Origin of the sequence: Rhodoferax sp. (assembly GCF_034520025.1) — a bacterium.
In the GTDB taxonomy this organism is placed as follows: domain Bacteria; phylum Pseudomonadota; class Gammaproteobacteria; order Burkholderiales; family Burkholderiaceae_C; genus Allorhodoferax.
This window is the reverse complement of record NZ_JAXHNZ010000001.1, coordinates 962,179-977,472: the sequence shown is the minus strand read 5'-3', so window position 1 is coordinate 977,472 and position 15,294 is coordinate 962,179. Positions and strand designations below refer to the sequence as shown.

Genomic DNA, 15,294 nt, shown 5'->3' with positions numbered 1-15,294 from the left:
CCAGAGAAACAACCAGGAGACAAGACCATGACACTGCGCACCACACTCGCACTCGGCACACTGGCCCTGTGCGCATCCCTCGCCCAGGCCCAGCAAGGCGTCACCAAAGACGAGATCTTGCTAGGCTCGATCCAAGATCTGTCAGGCCCAATTGCTGGCTTTGGCAAGCAGGCCCGTAACGGCATGCAGTTAGCGGTGGATGAAATCAACGAACAGGGCGGGATCAACGGTCGCAAGATCAAGTTGATTGTGGAAGACCACGCATACGACCCCAAGAAGGCGGTATTGGCAGCCCAAAAGCTGGTCAACCAGGACAAGATTTTCATGATGATGGGTCATATCGGAACTGCCCACAACATGGCGGCCATGCCGGTGCAATTTGAGAAGAACGTGATCAACTTCTTCCCGATCACGGCCGCCCGCGAGATGTATGAGCCCTTCCATAAGCTGAAGTATTCCTACGCCGCCTCCTACTACGACCAAATGCGTCTGGCAGTACCTAAGCTGGTGAAAGAAAAAGGCGCCAAAAAAGTATGCGCCATGTACCAGGACGATGATTTCGGTCTGGAAGTCCTCAAAGGCGGCGAGGATGGCCTGAAAACTATCGGCATGGAATTCGCGGAAAAAACTTCCTACAAACGGGGTGCTACCGACTTCTCTTCCCAAGTCTCCAAGATGCAAGCGGGTGGCTGCGACTTTGTAGTGATGGGTACCCTGATCCGCGAGACGATTGGCGGCATTGGTACCGCTCGCAAGCTGGGTTACAACCCGACATTCCTGGGCTCTTCCGGCGCCTACACCGACTTGATTCACAAGTTGGGCGGAAAAGCGATGGATGGTTTCTACGCCACCATGACGGTACAAAACCCTTACACCGACGAGCAATCTCCCGGTATCCGGTTCTGGGCGAACAAGTACAAGACTAAGTTCAATGAAGATCCCACCGTGTTTTCGGTGTATGGCTATTTCATTATTGACACCTTCGCTTCCGTCGCGAACAAGGCTGGCAAAAACTTGAGCACCGAGAGCTTCAGCAAGGTCATGGACACCTTGACCATTCAGCCCGACATGTTCGGAGCCCCGGTACAAACCTTCACGGCCACCAAGCGCTTGGGCAGCAACGCTTCGCGTCTCTCCCAGATCACGGATGGCAAATGGAAAGTCGTGTCTGAATATGTGAGCGACGCACCAGCCAAAAAGTAAGCTGCCGCGAACGACACAAAGGCCACCCACGGGTGGCCTTTTTTTATGGGGCCACTCACGGGTCGCACCCTATCCGAAACCCTTGGTGGAGGGTTAATATGGTAAGGCGGTATTTCTTATGGAGTCCATAACGCCTTCGGGCAAGGTTTGAGTGCTTCCACCATGGATCGACGACACCTACTGTCCACCTTAACCACCCTGCCCCTCGGGATAGCTTCGGCCTCCGTGGCAGCGCCTCCTTGGCTACTTGACGTGATTGATGTGATTCCTTACGGCTTCGTTCAGCCCAATGGATCTATCACCGGTGTCATGGCTGACTTTGCGCAGGCGCTCTCAAAAGCCTGCGGTCACCCCATTGAAACGCGCTTGGTGCCGATTGCCCGTGCGTTGCAAAACATCAATCGCGGGTCATCTGACCTCACCATCTTGCTACCGGTCCCAGGTTTTGATTCCGAGGTCCAATCGATTGCACGATTGACCCAATTGGAAGTCGAAGTGCTCCCGCGCAAAGGTCTGGTCCTGGACAGCAGGGCTTCGCTGCGGGGCTTGCGCATTGCCAGCTTGAGCGGTGGCGCAGACTACGGAATGATTGCCGATTTGGAAGGCGTCTTGCATCAACGCACCAACTCGCTGTCGTCCATGTTGCAGTTGCTTCGCAGCGGTCGGGTGGATGGGGTTGCAAGTGTGCGTCACTCCTTACGACAGGGGCTCCTCGAGGAAGGCATGCGTTCGGCCGACTTGGGAGCGGCGTTTGTATTAGGGCGGCTGGACCTCAACCTATGGGCCACCGCCAGATTTGCGCAAGCAGACCGCACACGTCTAGCCGAAGCAGCCGGCAAAATCACCCGGAGTGGGCAGGCAGCCAAAATTGTGGCGCAATACGCCAACAACGCCTGAGCAGCCAGTCAGGAGACGATGTAAGCCGCAGACCCGGTGGACAGCAGCTTGCCATCCGCACCCAAAAACTCCATGCGGGTAGATGCCACGCGTGAGCCCAGGCGCATCAACTCGGCGTGCAGCTCGAACTGCTCGCCGATGCCGGGGCGCAGATAGTCAATTCGCAAATCGATGGTGCCTAGTTTGGCAAAGCGGTGCAGGCGCTGCGCAGGTGCTTCGTCCATGTGGCGGGCGCCAATGGCCGCCATCACCGCCAGGCCTCCCATGGCATCCAGCCCCGCGCTGATCACGCCGCCGTGAATGCGGTTGTAAGCCGCATGGCCCACGAGTTCCGGGCGCATGGCAATGCGGGCTTTCACTTTGTTGGGGGTGATGGAGGTGATCTTCAAGCCCAGCATCTGGTTAAAAACGATGCTCACTTCAAAGATGCGGGTCAGCCCCTCGATGAACTCCGGCTCAAAAACGATGGGCGCTGCCGCTGGCTCGGCATGGGGGGTTTTAGGCATGCTGCATTCTCACAGGCCGAGCTGACGGCTTGCCAACTCTTTCATGATTTCTTCAGCACCACCGCCGATCATCATCACCTTCACTTCGCGATAGATGCGCTCACACGCCGTGCCCCGCATGTAGCCCATGCCACCCAGAATCTGCACGCCTTGGTCGGCGCAGAACTGCATGGTCTGCGTCGCGTGGTTCTTGAGCAGGCACACCTGCGCTACCCACTCAGCACCCTTGGCACTTTTGTCGCCACGGTCACCGGTGTCCGCCCGCGCGGCCACAGCATGCAGCCAAGCGCGTGTGGACTCGATGCGCATCTTCATGTCCATGAACTTGTGGCGTATCACCTGGTGGTCGATCAGCGCGGTCCCGAAGGTTTTGCGCTGCTGGGCCCAGCTCAGGGCTTCGTCGTAGCAGCACTCTGCAAAACCCAACGCCATGGCCGCCATGGACAGTCGCTCGCCATTGAAGTTGGTCAAAATAATCTTGAAACCCGCACCTTCCTCGCCCACGAGGTTAGAGGCCGGCACCCGCACGCCATCAAAGCGCAGTTGCGCGGTGTCCGAGCAATGCCAGCCCATCTTCTGGAGAGGGCTGCGCGAGAGACCAGGTGCATCGCCGGGCACCATGAGCATGGAGATGCCCATAGGCCCCTTATTTTTGAGGTCGGTCCGCACCGCCACCGTGATCCAGTCGGCGCGCATGCCGGAGGTGATGAAAGTTTTTTCACCATCCACCACGTACTCGTTGCCCTCCAAGCGAGCGGTTGTTTTGAGTGCAGATACATCGGTGCCACCACCGGGCTCGGTAATCGCCAGTGCGGCAATCTTGCGCCCGGCCAGCACATCGGGCACCACCTGCTGTTGCAGAGCCTCCGAGCCATGACGCAGCACCGGCGGCAAACCGATGTTGAGGCTGAACAGGCTGGCCATGAGGCCGCCACTGCCCCCGCTGCGGGCGAGCGCAATCGTAAGCGCGTTGCGCAGTGCCCAAGGTGCCGGTGTGCCGCCAAAGCGCTCTGGATAACCCAGCCCCAGCCACCCCAGATCGGCAGCGCGCTGGTAGAGGCTGCGGGGGAACTCGCCCGCCTCTTCCCAGTTCGCCAGATGCGGGGCTACTTCGGTCTGGATGAAGCGGCGAGCGGCGTCTTCCACGGCAGCCACGTCTTCCGGGCCGAACTCTTGCGCCAAATCAGGCAGCGCGCTCATGACTAAAACACCTTGGGCGTGCTGGCGCGGTGAAAGCCGTTGAAAGGCTTGATGGCATCGCGGGCTTGCGCCTTTTCGTCCGCCACGCGCATGGGCCAGCCCATGCGCACCTGGGGCCGCGCGCCGTCGATGCGCAAGGTGGTGCCGCTGATGAAGGCCGCTGCGGGGCTTAGCAAAAACACAATGCCGGCGGAGGTTTCGGCCTCGGTGCCGAAGCGGCCCAAGGGTACGGTCTTGGCCATTTCGCGCAACATAGGGCCCATCTCAGACGGATAGTGGTCCATGCCGCTGGAGGCGATGTAGCCCGGCGCAACGGCGTTCACCCGCACCCCACGGCCTGCCCACTCGGTGGCTGCAGTCTCGGTAAAGCTCACCATGCCGGCGCGCGCAGCGCCACTGTGCCCCATGCCGGGCATGGAGCCCCACATGTCGGCCACAATATTGACGATGGCGCCGCCATGCTTGCTCATGCTTTGGCTGAAGCACTCGCGCGCCATCAAAAAGCCGCCGGTCAGGTTAGTGTTGATCACCGCCTCCCAACCTTTGGCGCTGATAGCCTCCAGCGGCGTCATGTACTGGCCGCCGGCGTTGTTCACCAGGCCGTCAATGCGTCCGTATTGGGCCACGATGGCAGCCACACAGGCCTTCACGGCGTCTTCATTGCGGATGTCGCACACATGCTGGCTGACGTTGCCGCCGTCCTTGGTGATCTCAGTGGCCGCTTTCTCCAGTTTTTCAGGCTTGCGGCCTATGAGCGCCACGGTGGCGCCCAAGGCTGCCAGCTCATGGGCTGTGCAGCGGCCAATGCCGGAGCCGCCCCCGGTAATCACCACCACTTTGCCGGCGAACAAGCCGGGCGCGAAGACAGAACCGTAATGCATCACACCTCCTGAATGAACATGGCAATGGCGTGTTCGCCGAGCGCTTCTACCGTGGCCCCTTTGGCGGGGTCGAACCATTGCACCGACCAGTTGAGCGCGCCCAGAATCAGCAGGCGCGCAACACCCACTGGTGCCTTGAGCTGGCCGCTGCTCTGCAGGGCTTGCAGCACAGGCATCCACAGGGCCTCGTAGTCGGCAATCAGTGTGTGTAGCACCTTGCGCTGCGGGCGCTGCAAAGAGCGCCACTCATACAGCATGACCGGCACAAAGTCGTTGCCGGGCCCGAGCAGCACCTCAAAGTGCGCATGGACGAGGCGGCGTAGTTTGTCGGCCGGGCTCAGTGCGGCATAGGCGGCATCGCCCAGCACACGCTGCTGGTTGGCGAGCGCAGAATGCATGCCCGCCTCCATGACGGCGAACAAGAGCGCGTCTTTGCTTTTGAAGTGGTAGAACGGCGAGCCGCTTTGCATGCCGGCTGCGTTGGCAATGTCGCGGGTGGTGGTGGCCGCAAAGCCCTGGCGGCGGAAAAGTTGCGCAGCGGCCTTGAGCAGCTCGTGGCGGCGGTTGCCGTCATCGCGCTCGTCTTCGGTTTTGCGGGGACGGCCACGCGGGCGTTTGGCCTCGGGTGGCGCGGCATCTTCAGCAGGCGCGTCGGGCAGGGTCTCGGTTGGGGTCATGTGTTAACCATACCAGCCCCACCTATTTTCAGCAAGCGCTTGCTTGGCAAAAATATTCAGGGAAAACGCGAGTGTCTCGGCGCTTTATAGCTGAGGTGCAAAGGCAACGCCACACCCTCAAATTGCTATTATTTTAGGAGCTGCCTGCGCATACAGAACGAGCGCTAGCAGCCTAAAACACTTAAAAGTAAGACCTTGTTGAAGTCGGGCTTGCGCCTTTAGCGAAAACGCAAGCCCGCACTTCGTGCGCATCCTTTGGTTACAGCCTTCACACTTTGCTGAAGTCTGGCTTGCGTTTTTCCATAAACGCGGTGAACGCCTCCTTGGCGGAAGGCTCACCCAGCATGCGACCGAAGCTGACGGCTTCTTCGTCGATGCGGGCCAGCACTTGCTCCATCTGCCCTTTCTTGAGCAGGCGCTTGGTTTCGATCAGCGAGGCGATGGGCTTGGCCGCCAGCTTGCGGGCCTGCGCCTGGGCTACGGCATTGGCTTCAGTGGGTGGTACCACGCGGTTAGCCAGACCGACTTCGAGGGCGGCTTCGGCCATGAAGGGTTCGCCCATGAGCAAGGCCTCGGCGGCGCGGTGGTAACCCATCATCTGGGGCACCAGCAGGCTGGAAGCCGCCTCGGGGCACAGGCCCAGGTTCACGAAGGGCATGGAGAACGCTGCGTTGTCACCGGCGTAGACCAGGTCGCAATGGAACAGCATGGTGGTGCCGATGCCCACGGCCGGGCCACACACGGCCGCAATGATGGGCTTGGGGAAGGCCGCCAGTGCACGCAGGAAACGGAACACCGGCGCGTCTTGTGCCTTGGGCGGCGCGCCCAAGAAATCACCAATGTCGTTGCCGGCGCTGAACACGGTGGCGTCACCCTGGAACACCACCACCCGCACGGCAGCGTCGTCACGCGCTGCGTCGAGCGCATCAGCGCAGGCGGCGTACATGGCCTGGGTGAAGGAGTTCTTTTTTTCGACCCGGTTCAGGGTGATGGTGGTGATGCCGGCGTCGGTGTGGATCAAGATGTCTTGCATGGTTGCTCGCTCAAAAATGGATGCGTAATTGGATCACTGTTTGTAATAGACGATCTGGTGCGTGGTCGCCAGCAGCACACCGGCCTCGTTCCAGAGCTGGCTGCTCTGATCAAAAAAGCCGTTGCGGAAGGCCTGCGCCTGAGCTTGCCCTAGCAGGTAGCCAGTGCCGGTCTGCGCCAGTTGCTCCGAGCTGGCATGAAAGTACACCGTCATTGACACCGTGCCCACGGGCACGTGGGTGGCCCTGCGGATGAACACCCGGGGAAAGAAAACATCGGAGATGCAGGCCAGCGACGCAAAGTCCAGCGAGCGCGGCGGGTTGTCGCGCACCCACATCTGCGACAAGCTGCTGTGACCGCTGCCATCCCACACGGCGGGCAACTGGCCGGTCACCGGAAGCTGCTCATAGCGCTTCACAAACTCCATGGGCGCCATGACTTGCGGCGGCGGCACTTCGGAAGGTGGCGGGCACAGGGGCATGGGTTCTTCGTCCACACCCCAGGTTTCGCGGCGCACGGCGGTCACCGCCGTGCCGGTCATGACAATCGCATCCCCCTGCTGGATCTCGATGGTCCAGTGCTGGGTCGACCGGTTGGTGCGCGCGGCACGCGCAAAGACGGTGAAGGGACCGTCGGCCAGCGCTGCGCAAAAATTTACCGTCAGTGACACCGGGTCGCCTAATCGCTCCGGGTGCCGCAGCACCCCGTTCAGGGCTTGTGCCGCCGTGATGCCCCCAAAGGGCCCCACCATATTGGCGTAGGCCGGGTGGGTGTGGCCTGTCCAGCTGCCATCCGGCTGCGCCTGCAGCGCAATGGCTTCATCAAAAACGTGGGTACTCATTCAAGCGATCTCCAGATGGCTGCGAACCAACCCTTCCCATGCAAAAGGCCACCCAGAGGTGGCCTTGGTGTAGCGCGCTTTACACGCGTTCAAAAATGCCGGCAGCGCCCTGCCCGGTTCCTACGCACATGGTGACCATGCCGTACTTCAGGTTGTGGCGACGCAGCGCGTGCACCACGGTGGCGGCGCGGATAGCACCGGTAGCACCTAGCGGGTGACCCAGCGCAATCGCGCCGCCCATGGGATTGACCTTGGACGGGTCCAGACCCAGGGTGTTGATCACGGCCAGCGACTGGGCGGCAAAGGCTTCGTTCAACTCAAACCAGTCGATGTCAGAGTGCTGCAAACCGGCGTAACGCAAGGCGGCAGGGATGGCTTCGATAGGGCCGATACCCATGATTTCGGGTGGCACGCCGCGGGCTGCAAAGCTCACAAAACGGGCCAGAGGGGTCAGGCCGAACTGCTTGACCGCTTTTTCGCTGGCCAGAATCAAAGCGCCTGCGCCATCGCTGGTCTGGGAGCTGTTACCGGCGGTCACGCTGCCGCGAGCAGCGAACACGGGCTTGAGCTTGGCCAGGCCTTCGATGGAGGTGTCAGGGCGTGGGCCTTCATCCAAGCTGACGGTGCGGGTGCGGGTGGACACTTCACCAATGGCCAGGTTGGGGGTGCGCTCGATCACATCGATGGGCGTGATCTCGTCGGTGAACTCGACAGCTTGCTGCGCCTTGATGGCACGCAGGTGGGATTCAAGGGCGAAAGCGTCTTGCATTTCACGGGTCACCTTCCACTGCTGGGCCACCTTCTCCGCAGTCAGGCCCATGCCGTAGGCGATGCCGACGTTTTCGTCGCGGGCAAACACTTCGGGGTTGAACGAAGGCTTGCCGCCACCCATGGGCACCATGCTCATGGACTCGGCGCCACCGGCGATCAGCACATCCGCCTCGCCCACACGGATGCGGTCTGCCGCCATCTGGATGGCGGAAATGCCGGATGCGCAGAAACGGTTGACGGTGATGCCGCCCACGGGGTGGTCAAAAGCCAGGCCCACGGCCACACGGGCCATGTTCATGCCCTGCTCGCCTTCGGGGAAGGAGCAGCCGATGATGGCGTCTTCAATCGCCTTGGGGTCTAGGGTGGGGACTTGCAACATGGCGCTGCGCAGGGCAGACACCAGGAGTTCGTCGGGTCGTGTATTACGGAAAAAGCCGCGGCCGGAACGCCCGATAGGCGTGCGCGTGGCGGCAACGATGTAAGCGTCTTGGACTTGTTTCATGAGGAAACTCCTTTATTTTTTCGGGGTGGGTATCCACGCCCAGATGAATTCACATTGAATGGGCTGCTCGCCCGATTCGTCGCTGACCAGCACCGGCACACTGACCTCGCCCTTGTCGCTTTGCTGCATGAGCTGGCGCTGCGCATCCGACAAGGTGGCCACTGCGCGCATGGCGCCCTGGGCACGTCGTTTGAAGTCGATGCGCATGGTCTTGGCCAGGGGCAGGCAGTCGTCCCGCACATTCATGCCCACCACCATGCCGGTGGCCGTTTCGGCCAACAGCGCCATGGCAGCGGCATGCACACCCTGAATGTGGTTTTGCACGCGGCGCACATTGACCACGGCAATTTCCACACGCTCAGGTGCCATGTGCGCAAAGTTCAGACCCGCAGTGCCGGTAAACGGCACTGCACGGCCCATAACCTTGTTGCGCAGCCAAGGGCGCAGGGCCGCGGGCACACGGTCCAGCTTGGCGACCGAACGCGCCAGCCGGTTGGGCCTGGCGGCCGATGCGTGGGCAGCGAATGCAGTCATGGTGCCTATCAGTTGCGCACCGGCTTGCCGGTGGACATCATGCCCATGATGCGTTCTTGCGTCTTGGGGTGGGTCAACAGGCTGCAGAAGGCCTTGCGTTCCATGGCCATGAGGTATTCCTCGGTCACCAAAGTGCCGGCATCGACTTGGCCGCCGCACACCACTTCGGCAATCAGCAGGCCGATATGGAAATCGTGCGCGCTGATAAAGCCGCCGTCGCGCATGTTGACCAGCTGGGCACGGATGGTGGCAATGCCACTGCGTCCGGCAACCGGGAAGCTGCGCTTATGCGGTGCGCGGTAGCCACCGTTAAACAAGGCCTTGGCTTCGTTGATTGCGACAAACAGCAGCTCATCCTTGTGCGGCACGACGATGTCGCTGTCCAGCAGATAGCCCAGCTTGCGGCTTTCCAGCGCGCTGGTGCCCACCTTGGCCATGGCCGCAGCGGTAAAGCCTTCGGTCAGGAAAGGCAGCACGTCCTTGGAGGTGGACATGGCCATGTTCTCAGCCGCACGGCGTGCGATGTAGGTCAAGCCGCCGGCACCGGGCACCAGTCCCACGCCGACTTCCACCAGACCGATGTAGCTTTCCATAGCCGCCACACGTTTGCTGGAGTAAACCGCCAGCTCGCAACCACCGCCCAGCGCCAAACCGCGAATGGCGGAAATGACAGGCACGTTGGAGTAGCGCAGTTTGAGCATGGCGTTTTGCAGCTCGGCTTCTGCGCCTTCGATGGCTTTGGCACCGCCGATCATGAAGGCGGGCATCATGCCTTGCAGGTCGGCACCGGCAGAGAACATGTCGTCCGGCGACCAGATGACCAAGCCCTGGTATTCCTTCTCCGCTAACTCCTGCGCTTGCAGCAGGCCTTCGATCACACCGCCACCGATGGCGTGCATCTTGGTCTTGATGCTGGCAATCAGCACTTGCTCGTCCAGCGTCCACAGGCGGATGGATTCGTCTTCAAACACGGTCTTGCCGGCAGTCTCGGCCTTGGGCGCGTTGGAACCCAGCACGTTCTCGGGGAAGTGCTGGCGCTCGTACACGGGCAGCTTGCGCACCGGTACAAAGGTGCCTGTGGTGGGGTTCCAGGAGCCTGCAGCGGTGTGCACACCACCGGCGTCCGCCACCGGGCCTTTGAACACCCACTCGGGCAGCGGCGCTTTGCACAGGGCTTTGCCCGCGTCGATGTCTTCCTGGACCATCTTGGCCACTTCGAGCCAACCGGCTTCTTGCCAGAGCTCGAACGGGCCTTGCTTCATGCCGAAGCCCCAGCGCATGCAGAAGTCTACGTCGCGGGCATTGTCGGCGATCGACGCCAAATGGATGGCAGCGTAGTGGAAGCTGTTGCGCAGGATGGCCCACAGGAACTGGCCCTGCTTGCCTTCGGCATTGCGCAAGAGCTTCAGGCGCTCGGCAGCTGGCTTCTTGAGCATGCGGGCGTAGACCTCGTCGGCCTTTTCACCACCGGGCACGTACTCTTGGCTTTCGCCGTCGAAACGCAGCACATCGCGCCCGACCTTCTTGAAGAAACCGGCTTTGGACTTCTGGCCCAGGTTACCCATTTCCAGCAGCGTCTTGAGCACGGCGGGAGTGGCAAAGGTCTCGTAGAAGGGGTCGGTCTCGATGCTGAGCGTGTCCTGCAGCGTCTTGATCACGTGGGCCATGGTGTCCAGGCCGACCACGTCTGCAGTGCGGAACGTGCCGGAGGATGCACGACCCAGCTTTTTGCCGGTCAGGTCATCGACCACGTCGTAGGTGAGGCCGAAGTTTTCCACTTCCTTCATGGTGGCCAACATGCCGGCGATACCGACGCGATTGGCGATGAAGTTCGGGGAATCTTTGGCACGCACCACACCCTTGCCCAGGGTGCTGGTCACAAAGCCTTCGAGCGCATCGAGGTAGTGGGCTTCGGTGGTGGGGGTGTTGATCAACTCCACCAGCGCCATATAGCGGGGTGGGTTGAAGAAGTGAATACCGCAGAAGCGGGGCATGATTTCTTCCGGCAGCGCTTCCGACAGCTTGGTGATCGACAGGCCGGAGGTGTTGGACGCAACAATCGTGTTGGGGCCGATGAAGGGCGCGATTTTTGTGTAGAGGTCCAGCTTCCAGTCCATGCGCTCGGCAATCGCCTCAATGATGAGGTCGCAGTCGCGCAGCTGTTCGAGGTGCTCTTCGTAGTTGGCTTGGCCAATCAAAGCAGCGTCATCCACCACACCCAGCGGTGCGGGCTTGAGCTTCTTGAGGTTCTCAATGGCACGTGTGACGATGCCATTCTTGGGGCCTTCTTTGGCGGGCAGATCAAACAGTACGACGGGTACTTTGACGTTGACGAGGTGGGCTGCGATTTGCGCGCCCATCACGCCTGCGCCGAGCACGGCGACTTTACGGACTTGGAAACGGGACATAAGTTTTCCTGAATTGGTTTACTGGATGCGGGTCCAGGTCTGCGTGCGGCCAAAGAAGGCGATAGAACCGCGCATCTCCAACTTCTTGCCACCTTCGATGGGGGTTAGGCGGGCGTTGTATTCCTTGCCCTCTGCAGGGTCAAGAATCTTGCCGCCGTCCCAGACCTCTTTGCCTTCCACCTTTTTCACGCCACGGATGATCTCAAGCCCGACGATGGGCTTGCCTTTACGGTCATCTTTGCACTCGTCGCACTTGTCTTCGGGCTTTGCCGCAGGGTCGAGCCGCTTCTCGATGCGGGCGGTGACGACACCACCTTCCTCGACGATGCGGATTTCCGACTTGGCCTGGCCGGTCTTATCGTCCACTTGGCGCCACAAGCCCACGGGGCTCATTTGGGCCATAGCGGCAGTGGCAGTCAGGCCGAGAGCAATTACGAGCGATGTGCGAATCATGAATGTCTCCTGTCGTTTAAAAAGTGGGTGAGGCAAACGCAGTGATTTTTTAAGCCAGCGCGGCGTTGGTGTCCATCAAAACTTTGGAGCCAGTGCGGGCAGTGCGCATCAGGGTCGCGGTTTCGGGGAACAGCTTGGCGAAGTAGAAGCGTGCGGTCTGCAGCTTGGCGGTGTAGAACGGGTCGGTGCTACCGGCCGCAATTTCACGCAGCGCCACTTGGGCCATACGGGCGAAGAAGTAGCCGAACACCAGGTGGCCTGCCACACGCAGATAGTCCACGGCGGCAGCGCCTACTTCGTCAGGATTCTGGAAACCCTTGAAGCCGACTTCGGTGGTGAACTTGGTCATCTGCTCGCCCAGGATGGCGATCGGAGTGATGAATTCAGCCATCTTTTCGTTCACGCCTTCTTCAGCCACCAACGCGCCGACCAGCTTGCCGAACTTCTTCAGCGTGGCGCCGTTGTTGCCCAAGACCTTGCGACCCAACAAATCCAGAGACTGGATGGTGTTGGTGCCTTCATAGATCATGTTGATGCGGTTGTCGCGCACAAACTGCTCCATGCCCCATTCCTTGATGAAGCCGTGGCCGCCGAAGACCTGCATGCAAGCGTTGGTGGCAATGTGGCCGTTGTCGGTCAGGAAGGCTTTGGCAATCGGGGTCAGCAAAGCGAGCATTTCGCCTGCGTCTTTGCGCACCTTTTCATCGGGGTGGTTGTGCTCTTTTTCCAGCAACATCGAGCAGTAGACCTGCAGCGCACGGCCGCCGTCTGCGTAGGCACGGGCGGTCATCAGCATCTTGCGTACATCGGGGTGCACGATGATGGGGTCAGCAGGCTTGTCTTTGGCCTTGGTGCCGGACAGGCTGCGCATCTGGATACGGTCTTTGGCGTAGGCCAATGCGTTCTGGAATGCGACTTCGGTGAGGCCCAGGGATTGGTTACCCACGCCGAGACGCGCGGCATTCATCATCACGAACATGCCTTGCATGCCCTTGTTGGCTTGGCCCACCATAGTGCCCACGGCGTCTTCCAGCACCATTTGGCAAGTGGCGTTGCCGTGAATGCCCATTTTGTGCTCGAGGCCGCCACAGTAGATGCCGTTGCGCTCACCCAAGGAGCCGTCCGCATTCACATGGAACTTTGGGACGATAAACAGGCTGATGCCTTTGATGCCGGGAGGCGCATCGGGCAAGCGGGCCAACACCAAGTGAATGATGTTGTCGGTCATGTCGTGTTCGCCGGCGCTGATGAAGATCTTGTTGCCGGTGATCTTGTAGGTGCCGTCGGCCTGTGGCTCGGCCTTGGTGCGCATCAGGCCCAGGTCGGTACCGCAGTGTGGTTCGGTCAGACACATGGTGCCGGTCCACTCGCCGCTGGTCATCTTGGGCAGGTAGGTGGCTTTTTGCTCAGGGGTGCCGTGGGTTTCCAGCGCTGCGTAGGCGCCGTGGGTCAGACCGGGGTACATAGTCCACGCTTGGTTGGCGCTGTTGAGCATTTCGTAGAACATGCTGTTCACTACGTAGGGCAAGCCTTGGCCGCCGTACTCAGGGTCGCAAGCCAGTGCAGCCCAGCCGCCGTCGATGTACTGGCGGTAGGCTTCCTTGAAGCCCTTGGGGGTGGTGACCGCGTGGGTGGTCTGGTCGATCGTGCAGCCTTCCGTGTCGCCGCTGATGTTCAGGGGGAAGGCCACTTCGGCAGCGAACTTGCCGCCCTCTTCCAACACGGCGTTGATGGTTTCCACATCCATCTCAGCGTGTTTGGGGATTTGCTGCAGGTCTTGCGCCACATTCAGCACTTCGTGCATCACAAATTGCATGTCGCGCAGGGGGGGGGTGTAAGTAGGCATGTTGCTTTCTCCTGATGAACTGGTTGGGTATGGGTGGGTTTAATTAAGGGTGACCGGGGTCACGGCATATCGCGCAAGGATGTTGGAAAAGCCTTGGTTCGCGCGCTCGATGGAACCGGGATTTTTGAGAAAACGGGCCTCGTAGTGCAAGGCGAGGATCAAGCCGTGGATCTCAAATGCCATTTGCTGCTCGTCGGCATCCGAGCGCAGGTGACCACATTGCTTGGCCAAGACGACGGCGCGGTACAACGCGCTGAGCCAGGTTTGGACCGAGAAGGCCAGGGCATCACGCACGGGGCCTGGACGGTCATCGAATTCGACGGCACCGCTGATAAAGATGCAGCCAGATTGGATTTCTACCGCGACGCGCTTCATCCAATTACCGAACAGCGCTTGAACGCGAGGCAGCCCACGATCCGCATGGAGCGCCGGGTAAAACACTTCTTGCTCGAAGCGACTGAAGTATTCACGAACCACCGAGATTTGCATCTCTTCGCGGGAGCCAAAGTGCGCAAACACACCGGATTTGCTCATTTGGGTGACTTCTGCAAGCACCCCGATGCTCAAGCCTTCGAGGCCAATCTGCGTGGCGAGGCCCAACGCGGCCTCGACGATAGCGGCCTTGGTTTGCTGGCCTTTCTGCATCGCACGTCGAGCGGGCGCGCGCTTGGTAGCGGGCTCGGTAGCGGAGTGCTCGATAGCGATTTCAGCGGCAAGCGACATAGACGAGTGACAATCAAAATAGAACGATCGTGCTATTTTGCAGCATTTCACTCGACACTGTGAAGTACCCACCCCCTCTAGAGGGTCACTTCTAAGGCAAACTAGGGTTTACCCCAGCATCAAACTCAATGCGCTGTCGAGGTGCTCCGACGGCAAGCGCTTGAACCCGGATCGGGCAAACCGCTGCAAGCGGCCCGCCACAAAAGCCACTGCAGTAGAAGCTTGAATTTGCGCATCAACCGCACCCACCTGCGTCGGTGCCGCCAAGCGGCCATCCCGAAGACATTGCTTGACCGTGGTTTCCACTTTGTCAAACAGCGCGTTCATGCGCTGCTGCAAGCGCTCGTGCTCCAGCACCAGTGCATCACCCACCATCACACGGGCCATTCCGGGGTTCTTTTCGACAAACTGCACCAGCATGCTGAGAATGCGATGCGACTGCCGCACGCCGACATCGGGGGCGGGGTCGGCGGCTTCTTTTTCGATGATCTGGTTGATCAGCGAAAAAATCGTTTGCTCGATGAAGTCAATCAAGCCCTCAAACATTTGCGCTTTGCTGGCGAAATGCCGGTACAGCGCGGCCTCGCTGACCTCCAGCCGCGCGGCCAATGCTGCGGTCGTAATGCGTTCGCCACCGGGTTGCTCCAGCATGCTGGCCAACATTTGGAGAATCTGAACCCGGCGCTCCCCGGGTTTGGGCCGCTTGCGCGTTGGCGCGTCGTCAGATGAAGTCTCAGCAGAGGTATCGGTCATGGCACGTCTGGTCTCAAGGGCTAGTTAGTGTTCACTTAAATTCTCGCACGCGCAACGCGCTAGGCTT

Annotated in this window: 15 protein-coding genes; 2 read left to right on the top strand and 13 right to left on the bottom strand. The window is 60.4% G+C overall.

Annotated elements, in window-relative coordinates:
• Positions 1-27 precede the first annotated feature (27 nt).
• Complete coding sequence (locus U5L73_RS04660; protein ID WP_322561251.1) at positions 28-1,203, top strand: ABC transporter substrate-binding protein; 1,176 nt, start codon at positions 28-30, stop codon at positions 1,201-1,203.
• Positions 1,204-1,365: 162 nt separating this feature from the next.
• Positions 1,366-2,100 (top strand): transporter substrate-binding domain-containing protein, encoded by a 735-nt coding sequence (locus U5L73_RS04655; protein ID WP_322561250.1) that lies wholly within the window; start codon positions 1,366-1,368, stop codon positions 2,098-2,100.
• A gap of 8 nt (positions 2,101-2,108) precedes the next feature.
• On the opposite strand, the gene U5L73_RS04650 is transcribed toward U5L73_RS04655, so the two are convergent.
• The 13 genes from U5L73_RS04650 to slmA form a co-directional block, all read right to left on the bottom strand.
• The gene (locus U5L73_RS04650) at positions 2,109-2,606 is read right to left on the bottom strand and encodes a thioesterase family protein (RefSeq protein WP_322561249.1); all 498 of its coding nucleotides are present in this window, start codon (positions 2,604-2,606) and stop codon (positions 2,109-2,111) included.
• 9 nt (positions 2,607-2,615) lie between these two features.
• Complete coding sequence (locus U5L73_RS04645) at positions 2,616-3,806, bottom strand: acyl-CoA dehydrogenase family protein (RefSeq protein WP_322561248.1); 1,191 nt, start codon at positions 3,804-3,806, stop codon at positions 2,616-2,618.
• Between the two features lie 2 nt (positions 3,807-3,808).
• A complete protein-coding gene (locus tag U5L73_RS04640) occupies positions 3,809-4,687 on the bottom strand; it encodes an SDR family oxidoreductase (RefSeq protein WP_322561247.1) in 879 nt (292 codons plus the stop codon).
• A complete protein-coding gene (locus U5L73_RS04635; RefSeq protein ID WP_322561246.1) occupies positions 4,687-5,364 on the bottom strand; it encodes a TetR/AcrR family transcriptional regulator in 678 nt (225 codons plus the stop codon). The genes U5L73_RS04640 and U5L73_RS04635 overlap by 1 nt, the downstream gene beginning before the upstream one ends.
• A gap of 268 nt (positions 5,365-5,632) precedes the next feature.
• Entirely contained in the window at positions 5,633-6,397 is a 765-nt protein-coding gene (locus U5L73_RS04630) for an enoyl-CoA hydratase (protein ID WP_322561245.1), read from the bottom strand.
• 33 nt (positions 6,398-6,430) lie between these two features.
• Entirely contained in the window at positions 6,431-7,237 is an 807-nt protein-coding gene (locus U5L73_RS04625; protein WP_322561244.1) for a thioesterase family protein, read from the bottom strand.
• A gap of 79 nt (positions 7,238-7,316) precedes the next feature.
• A complete protein-coding gene (locus tag U5L73_RS04620) occupies positions 7,317-8,510 on the bottom strand; it encodes an acetyl-CoA C-acyltransferase (RefSeq protein WP_322561243.1) in 1,194 nt (397 codons plus the stop codon).
• A 12-nt stretch (positions 8,511-8,522) separates the two neighbouring features.
• A complete protein-coding gene (locus U5L73_RS04615) occupies positions 8,523-9,044 on the bottom strand; it encodes a DUF4442 domain-containing protein (RefSeq protein ID WP_322561242.1) in 522 nt (173 codons plus the stop codon).
• Between the two features lie 8 nt (positions 9,045-9,052).
• Positions 9,053-11,452 carry a 3-hydroxyacyl-CoA dehydrogenase/enoyl-CoA hydratase family protein gene (locus U5L73_RS04610; RefSeq protein ID WP_322561241.1) on the bottom strand — a complete coding sequence of 800 codons (2,400 nt, stop codon included), beginning with the start codon at positions 11,450-11,452 and terminating at the stop codon, positions 9,053-9,055.
• Between the two features lie 18 nt (positions 11,453-11,470).
• Positions 11,471-11,905 (bottom strand): DUF2147 domain-containing protein, encoded by a 435-nt coding sequence (locus tag U5L73_RS04605; RefSeq protein WP_313875034.1) that lies wholly within the window; start codon positions 11,903-11,905, stop codon positions 11,471-11,473.
• A gap of 49 nt (positions 11,906-11,954) precedes the next feature.
• Positions 11,955-13,751 (bottom strand): acyl-CoA dehydrogenase C-terminal domain-containing protein, encoded by a 1,797-nt coding sequence (locus tag U5L73_RS04600; RefSeq protein ID WP_322561240.1) that lies wholly within the window; start codon positions 13,749-13,751, stop codon positions 11,955-11,957.
• 39 nt (positions 13,752-13,790) lie between these two features.
• Positions 13,791-14,396, bottom strand: coding sequence for a TetR/AcrR family transcriptional regulator (locus U5L73_RS04595; RefSeq protein ID WP_416221278.1), 606 nt, complete (start codon positions 14,394-14,396; stop codon positions 13,791-13,793).
• A gap of 186 nt (positions 14,397-14,582) precedes the next feature.
• Entirely contained in the window at positions 14,583-15,227 is a 645-nt protein-coding gene (gene slmA / locus U5L73_RS04590) for a nucleoid occlusion factor SlmA (RefSeq protein ID WP_322561238.1), read from the bottom strand.
• Positions 15,228-15,294: the final 67 nt, after the last annotated feature.

Bases quoted from the DNA above. Each gene is read 5' to 3' on its own strand.
- U5L73_RS04660 (WP_322561251.1), top strand. From the start codon at position 28: ATGACACTGCGCACCACACTCGCACTCGGCACACTGGCCCTGTGCGCA.
- U5L73_RS04655 (WP_322561250.1), top strand. From the start codon at position 1,366: ATGGATCGACGACACCTACTGTCCACCTTAACCACCCTGCCCCTCGGG.
- U5L73_RS04650 (WP_322561249.1), bottom strand. From the start codon at position 2,606: ATGCCTAAAACCCCCCATGCCGAGCCAGCGGCAGCGCCCATCGTTTTT.
- U5L73_RS04645 (WP_322561248.1), bottom strand. From the start codon at position 3,806: ATGAGCGCGCTGCCTGATTTGGCGCAAGAGTTCGGCCCGGAAGACGTG.
- U5L73_RS04640 (WP_322561247.1), bottom strand. From the start codon at position 4,687: ATGCATTACGGTTCTGTCTTCGCGCCCGGCTTGTTCGCCGGCAAAGTG.
- U5L73_RS04635 (WP_322561246.1), bottom strand. From the start codon at position 5,364: ATGACCCCAACCGAGACCCTGCCCGACGCGCCTGCTGAAGATGCCGCG.
- U5L73_RS04630 (WP_322561245.1), bottom strand. From the start codon at position 6,397: ATGCAAGACATCTTGATCCACACCGACGCCGGCATCACCACCATCACC.
- U5L73_RS04625 (WP_322561244.1), bottom strand. From the start codon at position 7,237: ATGAGTACCCACGTTTTTGATGAAGCCATTGCGCTGCAGGCGCAGCCG.
- U5L73_RS04620 (WP_322561243.1), bottom strand. From the start codon at position 8,510: ATGAAACAAGTCCAAGACGCTTACATCGTTGCCGCCACGCGCACGCCT.
- U5L73_RS04615 (WP_322561242.1), bottom strand. From the start codon at position 9,044: ATGACTGCATTCGCTGCCCACGCATCGGCCGCCAGGCCCAACCGGCTG.
- U5L73_RS04610 (WP_322561241.1), bottom strand. From the start codon at position 11,452: ATGTCCCGTTTCCAAGTCCGTAAAGTCGCCGTGCTCGGCGCAGGCGTG.
- U5L73_RS04605 (WP_313875034.1), bottom strand. From the start codon at position 11,905: ATGATTCGCACATCGCTCGTAATTGCTCTCGGCCTGACTGCCACTGCC.
- U5L73_RS04600 (WP_322561240.1), bottom strand. From the start codon at position 13,751: ATGCCTACTTACACCCCCCCCCTGCGCGACATGCAATTTGTGATGCAC.
- U5L73_RS04595 (WP_416221278.1), bottom strand. From the start codon at position 14,396: ATGCAGAAAGGCCAGCAAACCAAGGCCGCTATCGTCGAGGCCGCGTTG.
- slmA (WP_322561238.1), bottom strand. From the start codon at position 15,227: ATGACCGATACCTCTGCTGAGACTTCATCTGACGACGCGCCAACGCGC.